Genomic DNA, 20886 nt, shown 5'->3' with positions numbered 1-20886 from the left:
CGTTAAGATTGACTAGTCTGCTTTTCAAGAAATATATCAAAATTTGTATCAACTGTTATATCAATTGAATATACCTGTTATACATACAACAATCGCTGCTGCTTATGAATTTCAATGTATGCTTTGACGAACCGAGTAGAACAGGTGTATAATAATTCTATAACAGCGGAACATGATATTCAAATTTTTTATTGAGGTGAATAAAATGAGCAAGGTTCCTTATGAAGTTTACACGGAAGAAGTGGAAGCACTTTCCGTTCTCTCCCCAGAAGGTAAAATTGTCAATCCTGACAAAGTACCTGATCTGACTGATGATCAATTGAAAGAAATTATGTACCGTATGGTATTTACACGTACTTGGGATGATCGTGCCGTTAACCTCGGCCGCCAAGGTCGTCTTGGTTTCTATGCACCGGTTTCCGGTCAAGAAGCAACAATGGTTGGTAGCGTATATGCGCTAGATAAAGAAGATTTCGTATGTCCGGGTTACCGCGATATGCCACAGCTGGTATGGCACGGTCTGCCGCTGCATCAAGCATTCCTGTACTCCCGTGGTCACCAAGAAGGTGGACGCATTCCAGAAGGCGTTAACGTTCTGATGCCACAAATCATCATCGGTGCACAAATCGTGCATGCGATGGGTATCGCAATGGGCTACAAACTGAAAAAACAAAAACAAGTCGTTATCGCCTACACAGGTGACGGCGGTTCTTCCGAAGGTGACTTCTACGAAGGTCTGAACTTTGCTGGTGCATACAAACTGCCTGCGATCTTCTTCGTACAAAACAATGGCTATGCCATCACAACTCCATTTGCAAAACAAACCGCTGCACTGTCGATCGCTCACAAAGCGGTTGCTGCTGGTATCAAAGGTGTAAAAATCGACGGTATGGACGTATTCGCAGTAATCACGGCTGTTCGTGAAGCTGCTGAACGCGCACGTAACGGCGAAGGCGCTACTCTGATCGAAGCTGTCACTTATCGTTTCCGTCCACACTCCATGTCCGATGATACGAGCAAATATCGTACAAAAGACGAGGAAGGTATCTGGAGCGAAAAAGATCCTATCGCTCGCCTTGCGAAATATCTGGGTGAAAAAGGTCTGTGGTCTGATGAAGATACAGAGCGCGTAAGAGAAGAAGCAAAAGCAAAAGTAAATGAAGAGATCAAAAAAGCCGAGAAAACAGAGAAAATGACTGTTGCTGGCCTGATCGATAGCATGTTCGAAACAACACCTCACGATCTGGAAGAGCAAAAAGCTGATTTCCAATAAGATCATCCGTCCTTTGTGACGTTTGAGGTTTATCTATAGTACCGTAGCACATCCTTGATGCGTGAACATGAACAGTGAAATGTTTAAGGAGGAAATGAAGCAAATGGCACAAATGAATATGAAAGAAGCGATTCGTGACGCGATTCGCGTTGAGATGAAAAACGATCCTAACGTGCTCATCTTTGGTGAGGACGTTGGTAAAGTCGGCGGTGTATTCCGTGCGACAGAAGGTCTGCAAGACGAGTTTGGCGAGGAGCGCGTATTCGATACGCCGCTGGCTGAGTCCGCGATCGGCGGTCTGGCGTTCGGTCTGGGTATCCAAGGCTTCCGTCCAATCGCTGAAATCCAGTTCGTAGGTTTTATCTTTGAAGCTCTTGACCAAATGGCAGTACAAGCAGCACGTCTGCGTTACCGCTCCGGTGGTCGCTACAATGCACCAATCGTGTTCCGTACACCTTTCGGCGGCGGTGTAAAAGCGGCTGAGCTGCACACTGACGATCTGTCCGGTCTGCTGGCACAAACTCCGGGTATTAAAGTGGTTATCCCTTCGAACCCTTACGATGCAAAAGGTCTGATGATCGCGGCAATTCGCGAAAACGACCCTGTATTCTTCATGGAGCACTTGAACCTGTACCATGCATTCCGTGCTGATGTACCTGAAGAAGCTTACACTGTCGAAATCGGCAAAGCGAATGTTGTACGTGAAGGTTCCGACGTAACTCTGATCGGTTACGGTATGACGGTTCACACAGCAACCAAAGCTGCTGATCAACTGGCAGAACAAGGCATTAATGCTGAAATTATCGATCTGCGCACACTGAGCCCAATCGATATCGACACTATTATTGCTTCCGTACAAAAAACAAACCGCGCGATTGTAGTGCAAGAAGCTCAAAAGAGCGCTGGCGTAGCAGCAGAAGTTATCGCACAAATCAACGAAAAAGCAATCCTGCATCTGGAAGCTCCAGTACTGCGTGTTTGCCCGCCGGATACAATCTATCCGTTTGCACAAGTTGAGGATGCTTGGTTGCCTACACCACAACGCATTATCGACGCTGTAAATAAAGTAATGAACTTCTAATTCAGGATTCAAGCAGCCTTTCGGCTCATTTGGACCTACGGTTCACGACTTGATGAATGAAAGGTGCAATGAAACCAGAGGCGGTTTGCAAGATGGCATTCGTCCGGTCAACCATCCATCCCGGGAAGGTGGAGACCGGCGGATACCTTTCTACAGGCGCCTTTTGGCTTTGCCCATAAGCGGCATACTGTCGCAATATGCTGTACGGTACACATTATTTACTTATCAACGATTGTTGAAATATCGGCATTATGTGCTGTTCAACAATTGTAATCAGGGAGGTTTTGCAAGTGGCAAGATTCGTATATAAATTTCCAGAGCTTGGTGAAGGACTGCACGAAGGCGAAATCATCAAGATGCATATTAAACCAGGTGACAAAGTAACAGACGACAGCATCATCATGGAAGTACAAAATGATAAAGCGGTTGTTGAAGTTCCTTGTCCCGTTGAAGGTACAGTACTCGAAGTACTGACAAAAGATGGTCAAGTTTGCCACGTTGGCGAAACAGTAGCGATCATCGATGCAACAGGCGATATCCCTGATCAAGACGAAGAAGAACCAGCTGAGCAATCTGCACCAGAACAGAAGAGCGGTCAAGAAATCGACGCAGCTCAAGGTAGCGCTGATACTAGCACTTCTCCAGCGGCTTCCAGCCCAGCTGATGCGAAAGACGGTCAAGCAACAAATGCTTCCGCTCCAGCAGCACCAAACAAAGATGTACTGGCTACACCAAGCGTTCGCAAATTTGCGCGTGAGCAAGGCGTTGATCTGGGTCAAGTAAGTGGCACAGGCAGCAACGGCAAAATCACTCGCGAAGATGTGGAATCGTTCAAACAAGGTGGCGGTCAAGTAGCTTCTAGCGCAACTTCCGAAGTTGCAGCAGAAGAAAAAGCAGCAGCACCAGTAGCTTCTGCAGCAGCACCTTCTTCCGCACCAGCAGCATCCGCAGCTGGCGACGAAGAGCGCGTACCATTCAAAGGTATCCGCAAAGTTATCGCTAACGCTATGGTGAAATCCGCGTACACAGCTCCACACGTAACGATCATGGACGAAGTTGACGTTACTGAACTGGTTGCTTTCCGTACACGCATGAAACCACTGGCTGAAAAACGCGGTACAAAAGTCACTTACCTGCCATTCATCGTAAAAGCACTCGTGTCCGCGGCTCGTCAATTCCCAGCACTGAACGCTTCCATCGACGAAAAAACAGAAGAAATTGTATACAAAAAACACTACGACATCGGTATTGCAACAGATACGCCTAACGGTCTGATCGTACCAGTTGTTAAAGACGCTGACCGTAAGAGCATCTTCATGATCGCTGATACAATCAACGATCTGGCTGTTCGTGGACGTGACGGTAAACTGGCTGCTAACGAAATGAGAGGCAGTACGATCTCGATCTCCAACATCGGTTCCGCAGGCGGTATGTTCTTTACTCCAATCATCAACTTCCCTGAAGTTGCGATTCTGGGTACAGGCCGCATCAGCGAAAAAGCAGTAATCAAAAACGGCGAAGTGGTAGCAGCACCAGTAATGGCACTGTCCCTGAGCTTTGACCATCGTATTATTGACGGCGCAACTGCACAACACTTTATGAACCATATCAAATCACTGCTTGGTAACCCTGAGCTGTTAACTATGGAGGTGTAATTCAATGGTAGTAGGAGATGCTTCTATCGATATTGAAACGTTAGTAATTGGTGCGGGACCTGGTGGCTATGTAGCCGCCATCCGCGCTGCACAACTGGGTCAAAAAGTTCTGATCGTCGACAAGTCCGAGCTTGGTGGCGTATGTTTGAACCGTGGTTGTATTCCTTCCAAAGCACTGATCGCAGCTGCTCACCAGTTTGAAGCTGCACAGCACGGCGAACAATTCGGTATCACTGTAGGCGACGTAAAAGTTGACTTCGGCAAAACCCAAGAATTCAAAAACGGCGTTGTGAAAAAAATGACTGGCGGCGTAAGCGGTCTGCTCAAAGGCAACAAAGTTGAAGTTTTCCAAGGTGAGTGCATGTTCATCAACGAAAACGAAGCGCGTCTGTTCAACGACCACGAGTCCCCGCGCTACCGTTTCAAAAACTGCATCATCGCAACAGGTTCCCGTCCAATCGAACTGAAAGCATTCCCGTTCGGTGGTCGCATCCTGTCTTCGACAGAAGCGCTGAACCTGCCTGAGATTCCAAAATCGATGATCGTTATCGGTGGTGGATACATCGGTGCCGAACTGAGCCAAATGTATGCTAAATTCGGTACGAAAATTACAATCATTGAAGGTCTGGATACTATCCTGCCAGGCTTCGATAAAGATATGACTTCGCTCGTAGCGAAAAACATGAAAAAATCCGGTGCAGAGATCTTCACAAACGCGAAAGCGGAAAGTGCAACTCAAACCGACAAAGATGTTACTGTGAAATTCTCAGTTGACGGCAAAGAGCAAGAACTGACTGCTGACTACCTGCTTGTTACCGTTGGTCGTCGTCCAAACACAGACGGCGAGCTGGGTCTGGATCTGATTGAACTAGATATGACTGATCGTGGTCTGGTGAAAATCGACCATCAAGGACGTACAAGCATCCCACACATCTTTGCAATCGGCGACATCGTTGAAGGTCCAGCACTGGCACACAAAGCTTCCTACGAAGCGAAAGTTGTAGCTGAAGTGATCTCCGGTATGCCTTCCGTGATCGATTACAAATGTGTACCTGCTGTAGCGTTTACTGATCCTGAATGCGCAAGCGTAGGTCTGACAGAGACTGAAGCAAAAGCAAATGGATACAAAGTATCCGCAGGTAAATTCCCTTATGCCGGTAACGGTCGTGCAACTTCCCTGGGTAACACTGAAGGCTTCGTGAAAATCGTTGCCGACGAAGAAACAGGCGTTGTACTGGGTAGCCAAATCGTAGGTTTGGAATCTTCGAACATGATTGCAGAAATGGGTCTGGCTATCGAAATGGGCGCTACACTGGAAGATCTGGCTCTGACAATCCATGCGCATCCAACACTGGGTGAGATCGTAATGGAAGCAGCTGAGCTGGTTATGGGTCATCCGATCCACGTTATTGCTCCACGTAAAAAGTAATTTCTTTGAACAGGGACGACAAATGTTCATCGTATAGATGAATATATCTTGATCCTTCCGTGTTGCATACAGGAAGTAGGAAAGAAGGTGGCGAGCGTTATCCTATCGCATTCAGCGGTGTGATAGGATGTCGCTGCTGCTTTCCCATTACTTTTTAAACTCTGCCATGATTCCATATTTGTTGCTTATTCGTACTCCTAATTTCATCTTTATCGCTTATGGCAGAAGTATGCAATCCTGCAGCCTTCATACCGTTGTGAAGAGAGACACACATCACCGGCTCGCCGGAATGTGGTACTAGATTCACGAACTGGTAAAGGCAGAGAAAAGCCGCCAGAGAGCTCCTGGCGGTTTTTCATATGCTGGAATTCAAGTGAATACATGTTCGTAAAAATATGTTGGTTTTTAAAACAATGTATGCTAAAATGGACAAGGTGTTTCAATTGATTTTACGGAAGAGTTAATTTAATCATTCCTGATTACCAATGAAGTGAGGTGAATTCACATGCGCGTTATCGTAACTTTGGCATGCACAGAGACTGGCGATCGTAACTACACAACAACCAAGAACAAACGGAACCATCCGGAGCGTCTTGAGCTGAAAAAATATTGCCCACGTCTGAAAAAATACACGCTTCACCGCGAAACTCGTTAATTTTCGCTTGAATGTGTAATAAGACCCTTGGCTGCTATGGCAGTCAGGGGTTTTTATTTTGTCTTAATTGCTGTTGGGAGGAGGATAATTAGCAAAAGTTTTCATTTGTGAACGAGAGAACAGGATATGTGCATGATACATACATGGCAGTCGATTATGCAGGAATAACTATAGGTATTTTTGGATCCACTGATTATAATAGAACATAATGAATAGCAAGCTGGATTAAGCTGTACAGAAAATCATGAAGAATGGTACACTAGATTTTGTGTGTAAAAATAGCGACCGTATGCAGCATACGATGTTGCATAACAAGAGCAGTATGACAGAGGAGAACCTGTACTACAGGTAACTGAGAAGCTGCTGCTTCTTTTGAACAAAAGTCTTAATGATGAGGTGCATAGAAATGAAAGCATATTTGGAACTGCTACAGGATATTTTGGATAACGGAGTGGAAAAAGGAGATCGTACTGGCACAGGGACCATTTCTGTATTCGGTCGTCAGATGCGAATCAACTTGCAGGAGGGCTTTCCACTACTGACCACGAAGCGTATGCATACACGCTCCATCATTCACGAATTGCTGTGGTTTCTCAGTGGTGATACGAACATCAACTACCTGCGTGAAAACGGCGTAACGATCTGGGATGAATGGGCAGACGAGGATGGCAATCTGGGTCGTGTCTACGGTTCTCAATGGCGCGACTGGCGTGGTCCAGGCGGTGAGCAAGTCGATCAGATTACATCTGTAATCAATCAAATCAAAACCAACCCAGATTCCCGTCGTCATATCGTCAACGCTTGGAATGCTGCTGAAGTTGATCATATGGCACTGCCACCGTGTCATTATGCTTTCCAATTTTACGTGGCCGATGGTAAGCTATCCTGTATGTTCCAGATGCGTTCCGTCGATACATTCCTAGGTCTGCCATTCAATCTGGCTTCCTATGCACTGCTGACCCATATGGTCGCTCAACAATGCGACCTACAAGTCGGGGATCTCGTCTGGACCGGCGGTGATGTACACATTTACAATAACCATCTGGAGCAAGTCAAACTGCAATTGACGCGCGAGCCTCATGCACTGCCGACTTTAAACATCCAGCGCAAACCAGAATCCATCTTCGACTACACATTCGAAGACTTCCAATTCGAAAATTACGAATACCATCCAACCATCAAAGCACCAATCGCAATCTGATCATCCGATCTACTAATTATGTTGTGAGCAGATGAACCTGTACTACGCAATTATCATTCAATCAAAAGATCTCTTGTACTTTGTACTGCTCCATGTATATAAGTTTCAATTGAGCTGTATGAATAAAGCTAAATACCAAAAAGACACTCTTCTGCTCGAGAGTGTCTTTTTATATTTTCAGCCATTTGGACATCTACAAAAGCATAAGACACACATCTCATAATCCTACAGGTCACGTCAGCAGAGAAGTAACCATCAAAAAATATACAAGAATGCCAAGCAGCTAGGCAAAAATAAATGAAGTAAGCAGTAAGCAAAATGAGTAGAGAGTAATGAATTGTAGCAATGAGTAACGAGTAGTGAAAAGTGAGAAGGAAAAGCAGAGCACCACTCCACCTTCCATTTCCAGTAAGCTGATCAAATTTATCAATCTCCCCATTTAAAACTTTTGATAACTTGCTTTTTCACGAATTATCCATTATGTACGCTTACAAATCATTCGTAAAAGATTACAAGAAGTTGATGCAGAATGATAGGTTTTAATGATATGATATAGAATAAACTTATCCGGTTTGTGTTCAGACACATCAACCGGGCACATATGGGAAGACAGGAGGTTTGGCCACAATGACAATGACATTGATCTGGGCGCAAGGCAAACACGGTGTCATCGGCAAAAATAATGATATGCCGTGGAAGCTGCCTGCCGATATGGCTTATTTTAAACAACAGACACAGCACAAAACAATTGTCATGGGGCGCAAAACCTGGGAATCGTTTGGTAGTAAGCCACTGCCTAATCGCCGCAATATTGTACTAACGCGCGATCAGGAGTTGGTGGTAGAAGGCGCTGAAGTGGTGCATACAGTTGAGCAGGCATTACAGCTTGTTGGTGGTGACGAGCTAATGATCATCGGCGGCTCGCAAATTTATGAGTTGTTTTTACCACAGGCGGATGTGTTGCTCGTGACGCAGATTGAGCATGAATTTGATGGAAACACATTTTTCCCTAAGGTGGATTGGTCGGCATGGCAATTGGAGCAAAGCACGCCAGGCGTTCGCGATGAGAAGAATGTGTATGATTACCGTTTTGAAAAGTATGTGCGTCGTTAAATCGGCATATTGCTTTCAACTAAAATGTATAATTATTAACAAAATCTTATAATAACTGTATAACAGTCTGGGGATTTTGTATAATGGCTGGATACACGTCTAGATATGGGAGAATCTTTGAATTTTGCATAAATGTATATTTTGATGGATAAGAAGCCGGAAACCCTTGCAGCTGTAGGGGAAAAGAGTACTATCCATACGATTTGAAAAATAAAAATATGCAAAATTTGATGAAAATCATGCGAATGTTATTGCAAGATCTTTCATGACGGTGTAATCTCTATGTAAAAAGTACAAATAATTATGCGCTTAATCCATTTTGCCAGTCTTGGTCATAATGCTACTCTTGAAAATAAACTTATCGGCAGGCTGGTTATTGCAGAAGGTCGGCAGCGTATAGAACGGATGGGGGAAATTTAACATGTCTACACCTACTGGATTTATGGAATATAAAAGACAAATTCCTGCGGATCGTAATCCGCTTGAGCGTGTAAAAGACTGGGAAGAGTTCCACAAGCATATGTCCGAAGACGAGCTGCGTACGCAGGGCGCACGTTGTATGGATTGCGGAACGCCTTATTGTCACACAGGAATGAACATGGCAGGGTCCACCTTTGGCTGTCCCGTTCATAACCTGATTCCAGAATGGAACAACCTCGTATATCGCGGTCTGTGGAGAGAAGCGCTAGAGCGTCTGCATAAGACTAATAATTTCCCGGAATTTACTGGTCGTATCTGCCCAGCTCCATGTGAAGGTTCATGTACAGTTGGTCTAATCGGTCAGCCCGTTACGATCAAGACGATTGAAGAAGCAATTATTGAAAAAGGCTTTGCGGAAGGTTGGGTTGTACCTGAGCCGCCAGAGAAGCGTACAGGTCGCCGTGTAGCTGTTATCGGTTCTGGTCCTGCCGGATTGGCATGCGCAGCACAGCTGAACAAAGCGGGTCACAGTGTAACCGTATACGAGCGTTCCGACCGTGTGGGTGGATTGCTGACGTATGGTATTCCAAGCATGAAGCTGGATAAGCAAATCGTGGAGCGTCGTGTAAACCTGCTCAAGCAGGAAGGGATTGAGTTCATTACAAGCACGGAGATTGGCAAAGACATCCCTGCACAACAGCTGGTAGATGATTACGATGCAGTCGTGCTTTGCGGCGGTGCAACGAAACCGCGTGAATTCAATATCGAAGGCAGTAAGCTGAATGGTGTTGTATACGCGATGGATTATCTGAATGGTACGATCAAGAGCTTTTTGGATAGCAATCTCGAAGACGGTAACTACCTGTCCTCGCAGGACAAAGACGTGATTGTAATCGGCGGCGGGGATACAGGCTCTGACTGTGTCGCAACGTCCCTGCGTCACGGCTGTCGTAGCGTTACTCAATTCGGTACACATGATAAAGCACCACTGGAACGCGATCCTATTGCTAACCCTTGGCCGCAATTCCCGAATGTGTACACACTGGATTACGCACAGGAAGAAGCGAAAGCAATCTTCGGAAGTGATCCGCGTGAGTTCTCGATCATGACCACCAAATTTGTCGGTGATGAAAATGGTAATCTGAAAGAGCTGCACACCATTCAGATTCAGCGTATTGTGGACGAAACTGGACGCAAAATCTACCAGCCGATTCCGGGTACGGAGCGCGTATTCCCAGCTGAACTGGCATTGATCGCAATCGGTTTTGACGGACCAGAGCAAACACTGGCACAGCAGCTAGGACTAGAAACCGACCGCTGGACCAATGTCAAAGCACGTTACGGGAAATACAACACAAACGTAGACAAAGTATTCGCAGCGGGCGATATGCGTCGTGGACAAAGTCTGGTCGTTTGGGCAATCAACGAAGGTCGTGAAGCGGCGCGTGAAGTGGATAAATATCTGATGGGCGCAACGGTACTCGTTTAATACAGAACTTGCACAAAGGTACAGTAAACAGGTTGCGCGACATTCATACCATCAATGGATTCGGTTCGATTTACAAACGCCATTGTGCTATAATAAAACAGAGTTATACGAACGTGGTATAAAGGGGGCTGCACTCCAGAGTGTGGCTCCTTTTTTTGCCGAAAATCCGTTAAAATGATGATAATCATACCGTTATGGTATACATCACCATTCCCTGAAAGGAATGAAAGCATGAAAATTCTCGTTATTGCCGAAAAACCGGATATGGGGCGCAATATTGCGGCGGTGATCGAACCGGGCGCACGCAATCAACGCACGTATATTGAAGGTGAACGTTATATTATCACTTGGGCGATCGGTCATCTGATCGGACTGGCAGAGCCGGAAGCATACGATAGTAAATACAAGCGCTGGAACTTTGGCGATTTGCCAATTATTCCAGAGCAATTCAAGCTCGTGCCGAATCCACGTACCAAGGATCAGCTCAAGGTGATCGGTGATTTGGCGAAGCAATGCGACCGTATCGTCAATGCTTGCGATGCGGGGCGGGAAGGACAGCATATCTTTGCACTGATTCAGCGTCAACTCAAGCTGAAGCAGCCGGTAAAGCGGCTATGGATCTCGGACTTGACCGCCGAGAGTATTCGGCGTGGATTCGACCAGCTGCGGGATAGCAGTGAGTTTGAGAATCTGACGCGTGCTGCACGGGCGCGTAGTGAAGCGGACTGGCTGATCGGGATGAATGCGTCACGAGCATTTACAACCAAGCATAACAATCTGCTATCCGTCGGTCGTGTGCAGACCCCTGTACTGGCAATTATTTATGATCGGCAAAAGGAAATCGAAAGCTTCCAATCCCAAACCTTTTATGAAGTGAAGGCTTCGTTCAAGCAAAAGGACAAAACGTATGAAGGCGTATGGCAGGGCGAAGATCGTTTGACCGATAAAGCCAAAGGGGAAGCCATCGCCGAAAAGGTACGAGGCAAGGAAGGTAAGATTAGCAAGTACGACATCAAGGAAAGCAAGGAGTATCCGTACAAGCTGTATGATCTGACACTTCTGCAACGCGATGCCAATGCCAAATTCGGCTTTTCTGCCAAAAAAACGCTGGATGTGGCGCAGGCATTGTATGAGCGTCACAAGATCATTTCGTATCCGCGTACCAACTCCAACTATGTTACCAAGGAAAATATCGATGGCATGCACAAGGTGCTGAATATGCTGCAAAGCGGCGATTATGCGCAGCTTGCAGGTGAAGCGGACAGCAAACGTGTACATGTCAATAATAAATCCGTCTGCAATCCAGCACGGGTTGAAGATCACCATGCTATTTTGCCGACATTGAAAAAACCCGGTACGCTTAGCAAGGAAGAGCAGCAGCTATATGATCTGATCATTCGCCGCTTTCTCGCACAATTCTATCCACCAGCGGAGTACAAGCATCATACGGTACTGACTGTTGTTGAGCAGGAAACGTTCAAAACAGCGATCAAGGAATTACTATCACCGGGCTGGAAGGTTACATTGCCAGATAAGGATAAAGGCAAGCCGGGGAACAAATCAACCAAACGCGATGGAGACGGTGAGGAGCAGCAGGAGCAGGAAACGGATAAGCCGTTTACGATTGATAGCAAGCTGCCGGTACAATGTCGCAAAGCGGATGTGAAGGAAAAGGAAACCCAGCCGCCGAAGCCGTATACGGAAGGCACGTTGCTCAAAGCGATGGAAAGTGCGGGCAAGCAGATTGAGAATGAGGAATTGCGCGATGCGATGAAGGAATCCGGTCTGGGTACACCGGCAACGCGCGCTGCGACGATTGAGCGTCTCAAGCAGGTGGGCTATGTCACCGCCAAGGGCAAAAAGATTGAATTGACTCTCAAAGGAAGAGCCGCCATCGAGCTGATTCGTGCCGCTGGTGTAGAGCTGCTCACTTCGCCGGAAATGACCGGACAATGGGAACGACGGTTGAATCAGATTTCGCGCGGCGAGGCGGATTCCGATCGTTTTCTGGAAAGTGTCAAAAAGTTCGCTGTATCTGTCATTGATAAGGTAAGAACACAGACACCTGCCGCTGCGGGACTATTTGGAGATGAATCTTCACGCTCCAAAGGAAAAGGCAAACGCAGCAGCACCCGTACGACTAGCAGCAGTCGTTCAGGCAGTGCAACATCTTCGCGTTCCCGTTCGGCTAGTTCCTCTGATGGAGCAGGCAGCACGCGAGCGACACGTAGTAAAGCTGGCAGTCGCAAAAAGTCATCGGCATCCGTTGTCGTGGATCATCCTATGCCAGAAGCGCCGCCGGAGGATATGCACTATACACAGCCATACGCATCTGCAAGCTATGAATCGTCTCCACGCTCCCAAGCAAGCACTGCCCGTAGCGATAGAGCAGAGGATCATCGTTCAGCTAACGTAAAAACTTCGACATCATCAGCATCTGGTGCTGTACGAAGTGCTACCACGCATTCGCGTGATTCTGCCCACTCTACTAGTGCCGCCGCTCATCGCTCTAAAGGAGCATCTGCGCCGTCTCACACGGCACTAGGCAGCTGTCCGCGTCAGGGCTGCGGAGGAACGATTATCGAAGGTCGTAAAGGCTATGGTTGCTCTCATTTTAAACAGGGCTGCGGCTTTGTCATTTGGAAAGAATATTCTGGTAAAAGCGTATCGGTGCAGATGTTGAAGGCGTTGCTATTGAAAGGTGAAAGTCAGGTACTGTCCTTTAAAAAGGGCGGGCATGATTTTAAAGCACGGATCAAGCTGGTAGATCGTCAGACTGGTAAGCTAGCGGTAGAAGCGGTGGACTCATAATGTTCTTTATCTGTATCCAAGCGGCTACCATGCCATAAAGCATGTGACAAAAAACAAAAAACGGACCGGGTTTAACCCCAGGTCCGTTTTTGTTCGTTATCGTAGATATTCAAGTGCTGATGAATCGTATCCGGTACATCGGTGAGATGAGAAACGGTATGGAACGATTGCTCTGTGCCTGTTTGCAGCTGTACAATATCATACGCCCATTCCTGCTCCTGTTTGATATAGATCGTATTCAGCGACGCTTGCAGCGCAGGCTGTACGTCGGAACGCAGCGAGTTGCCGATCATCCATGTATCCTGACGGGGCAGCAGCTGGGTGGTGATGATTTCTTCCAGTGCCGTAATATTTTTGTGCTGACGAATGAAGATGCGCTCTCCGAAAAAGGAACTCAGCTTCATTTGATCGATTTTTCGTTGTTGAATGGCAGTTTCGCCGCCAGTATACAGATACAGTGTATGACCAGCTTGACGCAGCGAATCCAATGTATTGACCATCCCTGGGTACGGCTCAACTTCTTTTTCATACACACTGCTGCCGAGCAGCTTCAGCTGGCGTTCTTCATTGTCATTCAGCGGACGACCGTATAGACGGCTGAAATGACGGTATGTTTCTACTAAGGAAGCAGGGAAGTGCTCACTGGCAAAGCCGACCACATGTACGCCAGCTACGTCGATTTCGATTTGCTTTTGCCGAATATCATCCATTGGCAGATCGTATTCGCTAAACCAGCCGGATAGCAGGGTAATAAACTCATCCAAAATGAGATTGAAATATTTGTTGCAATAAATCAGCGTATCATCCATATCGAAGATCAGATGCTGGTGCCGAATGTTGTTCATGACGTTCACTCCTTAAATACGGATATACGATTCAAGAAACAGCTGCAGCTCGGACGCACCGTCCTGACGCAGACTGAATCTATCAATATCCTCTCTGCCCAAATGAATACGCAGCAGACCGGCTACGCGCAGCATCATCAGATGATGCATGAGCGTCTCCTGTGGCTGAAGCAGATCATGGGACATGTCCTGCAATGATTTTGGCTCATCGCCGCCAATATAACGTAGCATACGTAAGCGCTCTGGATCAGATAGCGCTCTAGTCATGCGCAGCAATACGTTTGGCGGGTCCTCTTCGCCTTCTTCATGCACATCCACGGGATATTGAATCAGCAAAAAGCCTTCATAAAAACAATACGTGTTGATCGGTCGGTTATGCACGGTGGGGAACAGAATAACGGTGTTCAGACCGGGCATCTCTGGAACGACCAAACCGCCAGACGCATATTCGATCAGCGCGGCAGGGTCCATTTTATCAAGTAACCGCAATTTTTCCTCGCCATCTTCAGCGATCAGCGGCAAAATTTCATTCTCAATCTCGTTAAAATAATTCTCGTACCACAGCTTGAGCAGCGGAGCATAGCTTTTCTGAATACGAATCGCTTCGCTCAGTGTGAGTGCAGGCATCAGCGGATGAATCTCATTCCACATATCCGTTTCTGGCATACTTTCTAAATGATCTAGAAAGTCGCTAACCGAGCCTTCGCGGGTTCGGCAGCTGGCCCAAGCATACAGTGCATCATAGTCGTCAAATGGCCACGAGGAAGCTTCCAAAATAGCCATGCGTACTCCATTGCTTAACCTATTATCAATTTCCCTGATCCATTCCGGGCCCAGATCAATGTCACGAATCCATTTTTTGGTCACATAGACCATAAAACTGCCGAGCAGATCATAGACCGGGGAAATGTCGATTTTCACCTGATAGCTCATGAAACCAAGCCCCCCAAATATAGTCGGTAGCCGCATATTCAACCGCGGAAAATGCTGAAAAACAGGCTGATTCCTAAAACCCTGTTGTGCTTATTATGGCTTGTTTGCAGGCCAATTGTCTACTATAATATTGTGATGGCCGGAAATGCTCATATCATAGGATTTTTACAAAAGAACCATCATTAAATTACAGCATAAATCCGGCAGTTTGTAAAATGAAATACACATCTACATAGCAAAAATGGAGGAATCTTCCGTGCTTAACAACACTGCACAACCATCAACTGGAGCTGACTCCAATCAGACTCTGCATTTCGTGATTCTTATTCTCGCCATCATTGTCGCAGGGCTAAGTCAAGGCATGTTGCTGCCGGTACTCGCCATCTTTTTGGAGCAAATGGGCGTATCCTCTACAATGAACGGACTCAATGCGGCTGCATTGTATGTCGGTTCTTTTTCCATGACCTTGGTGGCAGAGCGACTGCTAGGCAAGCTCGGTTTCAAGAAACTGTTGTTATGCGGTCTATTACTCGTCATTATTGCCTTGCCACTATTCCCACTTGTTCCGGGCATCGCGTTTTGGTTTGTATTGCGACTGCTTGTCGGTATCGGCGATAGTGCGATCCATTATGTGGCTCAGCTTTGGGTGCTGATGGTTACACCAGCAGCCAATCGTGGACGCAATCTATCCATTTACGGCATGTCATATGGCATTGGCTTCAGTATCGGGCCGCTGGGTATTTCGCTGCTGGACTGGGGCATGATGGTTCCCTTTGTGATCATGGCAGCGATCTTTATTATCGTTGCTGTGCTGGTCTGGTGGAAGCTGCCCAATGGCGCGCCTGCGAAGGGCGAGAGCACGACACCAGAAAAAGGACGCTTTGGCCGCAGTTACCGACTTGCCTGGTATGCCTTAATCCCGGCGTTACTGTACGGCTATATGGAGGCGGCAATGAATAGTAATTTCCCTGTCTATGGATTGCGGATCGGATTTTCCACGGACAATATTGCTTTCCTTTTACCTTTTATCGGTATTGGCGGGCTTGTTTTGCAGCTTCCGCTAGGGATGCTAAGCGACCGCTGGGGACGGAAAAAAGTACTGATGCTTGCAGGCGGTCTAGGTGGGCTGCTCTTTATGCTAGTGCCGTTTGTTGGCACTAAGGAGATTATACTCGCGATCATCTTTGCCCTCGCTGGCGGACTGGTCGGCTCGTTCTTTTCACTTGGTCTTGCCTATGCAGCGGATATTTTGCCACGCACCTATTTGCCAGCTGCCAATGTGCTCGCTTCGTTCCATTTTAACTTTGGTAGTATTATCGGTCCTGCGATCGGTGGTAAAGGCATTGAGATTGGCTCGCCATCTAGTCTGTTCTGGGTGCTGGGCGGTTGTTATGTGCTGTTTGCCTTATTCGGATGGTCATTTTCAGGGAAATCAAAATAAAATAGGTCTGCGGATGGCATTTCTTCGCTTTTTCCCCTAAACTATAGAGTAGGATGTTATGGTTGAAGCAACAGCGCAGAAAGGCGGTCAGCAGTAGATGTCGATGATTCAAATTGAACATCTGACCAAAACGGTCGGCGAGAATAAAACCAGTGTGCTGGATCATATTAGCTTAGAAATTCAACATGGCGAAATGATCGCACTGGTCGGACCGAGCGGCAGTGGCAAAAGTATGCTGCTCAAATGTCTGGCCATGAAAGAGAGCTGGACGGAAGGCAGTTTCCGTGTCGGCGATACAGATATTTTAAAATCGGGATTTAGCGGTAAGCGCAAAATCAGCCGAGAATGGTCCTTTCTGGAGCAAAGCCCACAGCTGCATCCAGAGCGTACAGCATTGAAAACAGTGTTGATCGGTCAACCTGGGCAGACGCCACTTTGGCGTATGGTGACTGGCATGGTACGTTCGGATGATTATATGGGAGCGATGGATGTTCTAGAAACGCTAGGCTTGCTGGATAAAGCGCATCAGAAAGCCGGTACTTTGAGCGGTGGCGAAAGACAGCGTGTTGCCATTGCGCGTGCGCTGGCTCATGGAGCTAAAGTCATTCTGGCAGATGAGCCGATTACCGGTCTTGATCCGCGTTCTGGCGAAGAGGTCATCAAGACGCTGCGCGGACTATGCAGCAGTGAGCGACTGACCGTAATTTCCGTTATTCCGCTGGAGCTGGCTGAGCGCTATGCAACGCGCATTATCGGCATGCAGGATGGTCATATCTCCTTTGATATTAAGGGCAGACGATTGACCAGCGCCGAACGCCGCTTGTTATAGAATGCAGCAGCGATCGATATCATGGATAGCATATCCGTGAGCTAGAATGTCGTTACAGAACAGACAACAGACCGGACAGAACCGGCTGGGTATGCAAAGCAAGATACACGGTGGCAATTTGAACAATGGAGCGGTATACCGCTCCTTTTTATGAGAGAGTGATATTATGAACAAAATCATCTGGATCAAATTGCTGGCAATCGCCGGGCTGCTGTTTATTTTGAGCGGTTGCAGCTTTAATCCGTTAGCTGATCCGAAAACATTGATCCAGACACCGGAGCTTCCTTCGGATAAGCAGACGTTGAGCAGCCTGATCAGTTCAGAATTGCCAGAGGGCGCAAGTATCCAAAGCCCGAAAAACGGCAATTCCAGCAAAATTCAGACCGTTGATCTGGATGGAGACGGCACAAGTGAGACGATTGTGTTTTACCAGACCTTTGATGGTCGGATCAACGGCTTGATCTTTGAGAAGTCTGGCGATACATGGGTGAAAAAAGACAAAATCGATGGCGCCGGCTTCACACTGGAAAGTGTAGAAATTACAGACGTAACCCATGATGGCAAACGCGATATTATTGTCGGTTATTCTAGCAACGCGTCTAGCTCAGATAGCAGTGTCAAAACGCTGGTCATTTACAGCTATGACAAAGGCAAAGTGAAAAATGAATACGAGACGACGTATTCGTATTACTTTATTACCGATCTGGACGGCGATGGCGTAAATGAATTGACGATTGTTACGGTAGATAGTGGCGGTTATGTCAAAATCACAGCGTATCGCTACAAAAACGGCTTCCAAGAAATCGATTCGATTGATCTAGTGAGCAGTATTGAGCGTTTTTACAATACGATAGCCGGTAAGGTTACACCAAATCAGAACGGCATCATTCTGGATGAAGCAGTCGGACTGTCGGGCTTATCCCATTTGATTGTGATGGAAAATGGGAAGCTAGAAGATGTATTCCCAATATCCAGACAACCGACATTTAAGGATAGCTTGATCGCCAGTGAAGACATTAATAATGATGGTATTTTGGAAATTGGAATGCTGGAAGTACCAGAAGGTTGGGAGAATATTGCCAGAACGGAAATTCCATTCTTTACAAACTATTTCCAATGGACGGGCGGCGAGCAATTAACCAAGCTGGTCAGCCAGCAATACCGTGATGATCAGGGCAGATTCGTTATCCGCATCGCACCAGATTGGAATGACAAGCTGACGATCGATACCAAATCGAACAAAAACCAGGATATCCGTTTTATACTCAAGGATACAGGGGAGAAAGTCGCCGAGGTTCGTTTCTTTAGCGAAAGCGATTGGAATAACCACAATGGCGATTGGCGAGTTATTACCGAGAACCGCGGACAAATTATCGCTCTCTGGGAAAATAACAAAATCAATGTCGTACAAAACTAAAATAAACAAGCAACATCCATTAACCAGGTATCTTGGAGGGGATCATTCGTGAGCAAAGTGCTGATCATGGAAGATGAAGAATCAATCCGCAGTTTTATTATTATTAACTTGAAGCGCAACGGCTTTGAAGTATTGGAAACGGAAAACGGTGAGCAGGCGCTGCATATGCTGGAAACTGTACCTGATATTGATATTGCGCTACTTGACGTGATGGTGCCGGGCATCGACGGCTTTGAAGTATGCCGCCGCATCCGTGAGAAGAACGAGCGTATCGGCATTATTTTCCTGACTGCCAAAGTACAGGAGCAGGATAAAGTATATGCGCTGTCCGTAGGCGCTGATGATCATGTGAGCAAGCCATTCAGCCCAACTGAGTTGATTGCACGTATTCAATCGCTGCTGCGTCGTGTGAATGTGCAGCGTGAATCGAATACAAAGGTTTCGTTTGAATCCGGTCCATTCACACTGGATCTGATCTCCAAGCAATTCAAAAAAAGCGGCAAGCTGATCGAATTGACACCAACCGAATTCTCACTGGTTCAATTTTTCTTGGAAAAGGAAAACACACCGCTCAGCCGCGATCTGTTGCTTGATCATGTATGGGGCAAGGAGTACATGGGCGATCCGAAGATTGTCGATGTGAATATCCGTCGTCTGCGTCAAAAAATCGAAAATAACCCATCCGAGCCGGAATTCCTGCAAACGGTATGGGGCCATGGGTATAAATGGAGAGGCCGGGATTCATAATGATCAAAAAGGGGATGACCCGACAGATTGTTCTGCATTACTTTATCGTTGTCTTTTTGACGATATTGCTGGTGGAACTGGTGTTTTTATTCGCCATCCGGACGTATTATTATGACGGCATCTCGAATTATTTGCAGTCGTCATTTGACAATACACGCGTTCCGGCAAATTACCGGGATATCATATCCAATTACAGTCTGGACAAAGCTGAAGTGCAGGTACTCGATACAGAGGGCAATGTACTGCAAAACTCGACCGCCTTTATCGTGGATAAACCCGTACAAACGGGTGATATTCAGCAGGCATTATCCGGTTCAACCGGGCGTTGGATTGGCAAGCAATCGGGAACCGGTGAGGATGTCATGGCGGTTACGCATCTGATCAAGGTGAACGGGGACAAGGAATACTTGGTTCGGTATGTCACCTCGTTGGAGCTGGTGAATCAGAAGCTATTTTATATTACATTGGTTTCGGCAGGGATTGGCGTAATCATTCTAGTCATCGTATTGATGGTTAGTATTGGTCTTGCGAACTCCATCGTTAAGCCGATTAACAATATCATTGGCGTATCCACGATGATGGCGAAGGGTGATTTTAACGTCAGGATCAAGGGCAACTATCCGTATGAAATTGGTGATCTCGCCTCGACGCTGAATTATATGGCAGATGAGATTGTGCGTAGTAATCAGATCAAGGACGATTTTATCTCCTCTATCTCACATGAGCTGCGTACGCCATTGACTGGTATTAAAGGCTGGAGTGAGACGCTGGTTTCCGGTGGATTTGATCCAGAGGAAACGAAGCTAGGAATGAGCATCATTTCTAAGGAAACCGAGCGTCTGATCGGATTGGTTGAAGAGATGTTGGACTTTTCCAAATTGCAGCAAAATCAGATGAAGCTTGTTATGGGTGAGGTGAATCTGAAAGAGGTACTGCAAGAGACAATGCTCAACGTCTGGGCAAAAGCCGAGCAAAAGCAGATTAAGCTGACGCTGGACCCCGGCAATGCCGCCTATATTGTGCATGCGGATGGCAATCGCTTGAAGCAGGTATTTCTGAATCTGGTTGATAATGCGATCAAATTCTCGCCTAACGATTCAACGATTCAACTTAGTATTGTAGAAACAGGTCCGCAGCGTGTACGCATACTCGTCAAGGATGCGGGGATTGGGATCAGTGCAGAGTTTTTGGAAAAGGTCAAAGACCGCTTTTTCCAAGTCAATCCGAATCAGGGCGGTACCGGACTGGGGCTTGCTATTACCCAGCAGATTGTTCAACTGCATAAGGGTGAAATGAATATCGAAAGTGAATTGGATCAAGGGACAACGGTTATTGTCGAGCTGCCTTTGCAGGAGAAGCAATCTGCAAATGATTGGCCAGACGAAGAAGTGACTTGATTCCAGACGTACAGTTGTATCCATCATGGATGTAGTATCAAGCTATGATGATGCGAGGCTAAAGCAGAATGGATTGTAAAATCAAACCTTGATGGAATAGGTAGAACCAAAATCCCTGTATCCGGCAGACGCTGGACAGGGATTTTTTGT

16 protein-coding genes are annotated in these 20886 nt (G+C 46.7%); 14 read left to right on the top strand and 2 right to left on the bottom strand.

Annotation, left to right across the window (positions count from 1 at the left end):
• Positions 1-205 precede the first annotated feature (205 nt).
• From pdhA to ABXR35_RS09060, 9 genes are all read left to right on the top strand, one after another.
• The gene (gene pdhA / locus ABXR35_RS09100) at positions 206-1273 is read left to right on the top strand and encodes a pyruvate dehydrogenase (acetyl-transferring) E1 component subunit alpha (protein WP_367058492.1); all 1068 of its coding nucleotides are present in this window, start codon (positions 206-208) and stop codon (positions 1271-1273) included.
• 103 nt (positions 1274-1376) lie between these two features.
• Complete coding sequence (locus ABXR35_RS09095; protein WP_367058489.1) at positions 1377-2354, top strand: alpha-ketoacid dehydrogenase subunit beta; 978 nt, start codon at positions 1377-1379, stop codon at positions 2352-2354.
• 290 nt (positions 2355-2644) lie between these two features.
• Positions 2645-4009: a dihydrolipoamide acetyltransferase family protein gene (locus ABXR35_RS09090; RefSeq protein WP_367058486.1), complete on the top strand. Its 1365-nt coding sequence runs from the start codon at positions 2645-2647 to the stop codon at positions 4007-4009.
• A gap of 4 nt (positions 4010-4013) precedes the next feature.
• The gene (gene lpdA, locus ABXR35_RS09085; protein WP_367058483.1) at positions 4014-5438 is read left to right on the top strand and encodes a dihydrolipoyl dehydrogenase; all 1425 of its coding nucleotides are present in this window, start codon (positions 4014-4016) and stop codon (positions 5436-5438) included.
• A gap of 505 nt (positions 5439-5943) precedes the next feature.
• Entirely contained in the window at positions 5944-6093 is a 150-nt protein-coding gene (gene rpmG / locus ABXR35_RS09080; protein WP_082472246.1) for a 50S ribosomal protein L33, read from the top strand.
• A 406-nt stretch (positions 6094-6499) separates the two neighbouring features.
• On the top strand, positions 6500-7294 hold the full coding sequence (gene thyA, locus ABXR35_RS09075; protein ID WP_367058480.1) for a thymidylate synthase: 795 nt from the start codon (positions 6500-6502) through the stop codon (positions 7292-7294).
• 627 nt (positions 7295-7921) lie between these two features.
• A complete protein-coding gene (locus ABXR35_RS09070) occupies positions 7922-8407 on the top strand; it encodes a dihydrofolate reductase (protein WP_367058477.1) in 486 nt (161 codons plus the stop codon).
• A gap of 421 nt (positions 8408-8828) precedes the next feature.
• Entirely contained in the window at positions 8829-10316 is a 1488-nt protein-coding gene (locus ABXR35_RS09065; RefSeq protein ID WP_367058474.1) for a glutamate synthase subunit beta, read from the top strand.
• A 231-nt stretch (positions 10317-10547) separates the two neighbouring features.
• Positions 10548-13127 (top strand): type IA DNA topoisomerase, encoded by a 2580-nt coding sequence (locus ABXR35_RS09060; RefSeq protein ID WP_367058471.1) that lies wholly within the window; start codon positions 10548-10550, stop codon positions 13125-13127.
• A 71-nt stretch (positions 13128-13198) separates the two neighbouring features.
• Here ABXR35_RS09060 and ABXR35_RS09055 read toward each other — a convergent pair whose 3' ends face one another.
• Complete coding sequence (locus ABXR35_RS09055; protein ID WP_367058468.1) at positions 13199-13972, bottom strand: HAD family hydrolase; 774 nt, start codon at positions 13970-13972, stop codon at positions 13199-13201.
• Positions 13973-13984: 12 nt separating this feature from the next.
• Positions 13985-14905, bottom strand: coding sequence for a winged helix-turn-helix domain-containing protein (locus ABXR35_RS09050; protein ID WP_367058465.1), 921 nt, complete (start codon positions 14903-14905; stop codon positions 13985-13987).
• Between the two features lie 256 nt (positions 14906-15161).
• Between ABXR35_RS09050 and ABXR35_RS09045 the strand changes: the two genes are divergently transcribed.
• From ABXR35_RS09045 to ABXR35_RS09025, 5 genes are all read left to right on the top strand, one after another.
• The gene (locus tag ABXR35_RS09045) at positions 15162-16346 is read left to right on the top strand and encodes an MFS transporter (protein WP_367058462.1); all 1185 of its coding nucleotides are present in this window, start codon (positions 15162-15164) and stop codon (positions 16344-16346) included.
• A gap of 103 nt (positions 16347-16449) precedes the next feature.
• On the top strand, positions 16450-17175 hold the full coding sequence (locus ABXR35_RS09040; RefSeq protein ID WP_367061305.1) for a phosphonate ABC transporter ATP-binding protein: 726 nt from the start codon (positions 16450-16452) through the stop codon (positions 17173-17175).
• A 166-nt stretch (positions 17176-17341) separates the two neighbouring features.
• Complete coding sequence (locus ABXR35_RS09035) at positions 17342-18592, top strand: hypothetical protein (protein WP_367058459.1); 1251 nt, start codon at positions 17342-17344, stop codon at positions 18590-18592.
• A 48-nt stretch (positions 18593-18640) separates the two neighbouring features.
• The gene (locus ABXR35_RS09030; RefSeq protein ID WP_367058456.1) at positions 18641-19339 is read left to right on the top strand and encodes a response regulator transcription factor; all 699 of its coding nucleotides are present in this window, start codon (positions 18641-18643) and stop codon (positions 19337-19339) included.
• Positions 19339-20736 carry a sensor histidine kinase gene (locus ABXR35_RS09025; RefSeq protein WP_367058453.1) on the top strand — a complete coding sequence of 466 codons (1398 nt, stop codon included), beginning with the start codon at positions 19339-19341 and terminating at the stop codon, positions 20734-20736. The genes ABXR35_RS09030 and ABXR35_RS09025 overlap by 1 nt, the downstream gene beginning before the upstream one ends.
• Positions 20737-20886 lie beyond the last annotated feature (150 nt).

It is taken from the genome of Paenibacillus sp. JQZ6Y-1 (assembly GCF_040719145.1).
Taxonomy (GTDB): domain Bacteria; phylum Bacillota; class Bacilli; order Paenibacillales; family Paenibacillaceae; genus Saccharibacillus; species Saccharibacillus kandeliae.
The sequence above is the reverse complement of the archived record's forward strand: the minus strand, read 5'-3'. Positions and strand labels throughout refer to the sequence as shown.

Excerpts from the sequence above, each read along its gene's own strand:
- ABXR35_RS09040 (WP_367061305.1), top strand. The coding sequence starts at position 16,450 with ATGATTCAAATTGAACATCTGACCAAAACGGTCGGCGAGAATAAAACC.
- pdhA (WP_367058492.1), top strand. The coding sequence starts at position 206 with ATGAGCAAGGTTCCTTATGAAGTTTACACGGAAGAAGTGGAAGCACTT.
- ABXR35_RS09035 (WP_367058459.1), top strand. The coding sequence starts at position 17,342 with ATGAACAAAATCATCTGGATCAAATTGCTGGCAATCGCCGGGCTGCTG.
- ABXR35_RS09055 (WP_367058468.1), bottom strand. The coding sequence starts at position 13,972 with ATGAACAACATTCGGCACCAGCATCTGATCTTCGATATGGATGATACG.
- ABXR35_RS09050 (WP_367058465.1), bottom strand. The coding sequence starts at position 14,905 with ATGAGCTATCAGGTGAAAATCGACATTTCCCCGGTCTATGATCTGCTC.
- ABXR35_RS09095 (WP_367058489.1), top strand. The coding sequence starts at position 1,377 with ATGGCACAAATGAATATGAAAGAAGCGATTCGTGACGCGATTCGCGTT.
- ABXR35_RS09070 (WP_367058477.1), top strand. The coding sequence starts at position 7,922 with ATGACAATGACATTGATCTGGGCGCAAGGCAAACACGGTGTCATCGGC.
- thyA (WP_367058480.1), top strand. The coding sequence starts at position 6,500 with ATGAAAGCATATTTGGAACTGCTACAGGATATTTTGGATAACGGAGTG.
- ABXR35_RS09025 (WP_367058453.1), top strand. The coding sequence starts at position 19,339 with ATGATCAAAAAGGGGATGACCCGACAGATTGTTCTGCATTACTTTATC.
- rpmG (WP_082472246.1), top strand. The coding sequence starts at position 5,944 with ATGCGCGTTATCGTAACTTTGGCATGCACAGAGACTGGCGATCGTAAC.
- ABXR35_RS09060 (WP_367058471.1), top strand. The coding sequence starts at position 10,548 with ATGAAAATTCTCGTTATTGCCGAAAAACCGGATATGGGGCGCAATATT.
- ABXR35_RS09065 (WP_367058474.1), top strand. The coding sequence starts at position 8,829 with ATGTCTACACCTACTGGATTTATGGAATATAAAAGACAAATTCCTGCG.
- lpdA (WP_367058483.1), top strand. The coding sequence starts at position 4,014 with ATGGTAGTAGGAGATGCTTCTATCGATATTGAAACGTTAGTAATTGGT.